This window comes from Bifidobacterium callitrichidarum (genome assembly GCF_003129905.1).
In the GTDB taxonomy this organism is placed as follows: domain Bacteria; phylum Actinomycetota; class Actinomycetes; order Actinomycetales; family Bifidobacteriaceae; genus Bifidobacterium; species Bifidobacterium callitrichidarum.
Map to the genome: position 1 here is coordinate 1 of NZ_QFFM01000067.1, position 458 is coordinate 458.

Consider the following 458-nt stretch of genomic DNA (forward strand, 5'->3'; position numbering starts at 1 on the left):
ACGCTCGGCAACGCCCCGATGGCCTCCCCGAAGTCCATCGCCATCGCCGCCACCCAGATCACCCAGATCATGAAGGACGTGGCCTCCAGCCAGTACGGCGGCCAGACCGCCAACCGCGCCGACGAGCACCTGGCCCAGTACGCCCGCAAGGACTACGAGAAGTTCCTCGAGGAGGCCCGCGAGACCATCCCCGACGGCATGCCGGTGGAATTTGCCCGCCGCCAGGTGGAGAACGCCAAGAAGAACGAGCCCGCCAAGCTCCACTTCGGCAACCGCGAGCCGCTGCCGATGGACACCCCGTTCCACACGGACGTCGACGAGCTGGAGCAAGAGCGCGAGATCCTGGCCAAGATCCGCACCCGCAAGGCCATCTACGACGCCATGCAGACCATGGAGTACCAGATCAACTCCAACCGCGTCTCCAACGGCCAGACCCCGTTCGTGACCGTCGGCTTCGG

1 protein-coding gene is annotated in these 458 nt (G+C 66.2%); it reads left to right on the forward strand.

All coding sequences use genetic code 11. The features are described 5' to 3' along the window. The coding region (gene nrdD / locus DF196_RS13140) for an anaerobic ribonucleoside-triphosphate reductase (protein ID WP_277745757.1) at positions 1 to 458 on the forward strand (458 nt) is incomplete at both ends.